This window comes from Carboxydocella sp. JDF658 (assembly GCF_002049395.1).
GTDB lineage: Bacteria > Bacillota.
Genome location: NZ_BDLR01000258.1, coordinates 1 through 237, shown reverse-complemented (window position 1 = coordinate 237; position 237 = coordinate 1). Strand labels below are relative to the sequence as shown.

Genomic DNA, 237 nt, shown 5'->3' with positions numbered 1-237 from the left:
GGGCTGTTATGGGCTCCAAGAACCTGAAGGCCATCGTGGTGCGAGGCAGCGGTAAGGTAGAAGTAGCCCAGCCCGACCGCTTCAAGGAAGTGGTCAGCGGCCTGTTGAAGAAAATCCGGGAGAACGGCGTCACCGGTCAGGGCCTGCCGGCTTATGGCACAGCGGTGCTGGTCAATATCATCAATGAAAGCGGCATATTTCCCACCAACAATTTTCAGGAAGCCTATTTCCCGGCTG

The 237-nt window shown here is 56.5% G+C and carries 1 protein-coding gene; it reads left to right on the top strand.

Going from position 1 to position 237, the window contains the following annotated elements:
- On the top strand, positions 1 to 237 hold a 237-nt coding region (locus JDF658_RS14125; RefSeq protein ID WP_278308135.1), incomplete at both ends, for an aldehyde ferredoxin oxidoreductase C-terminal domain-containing protein.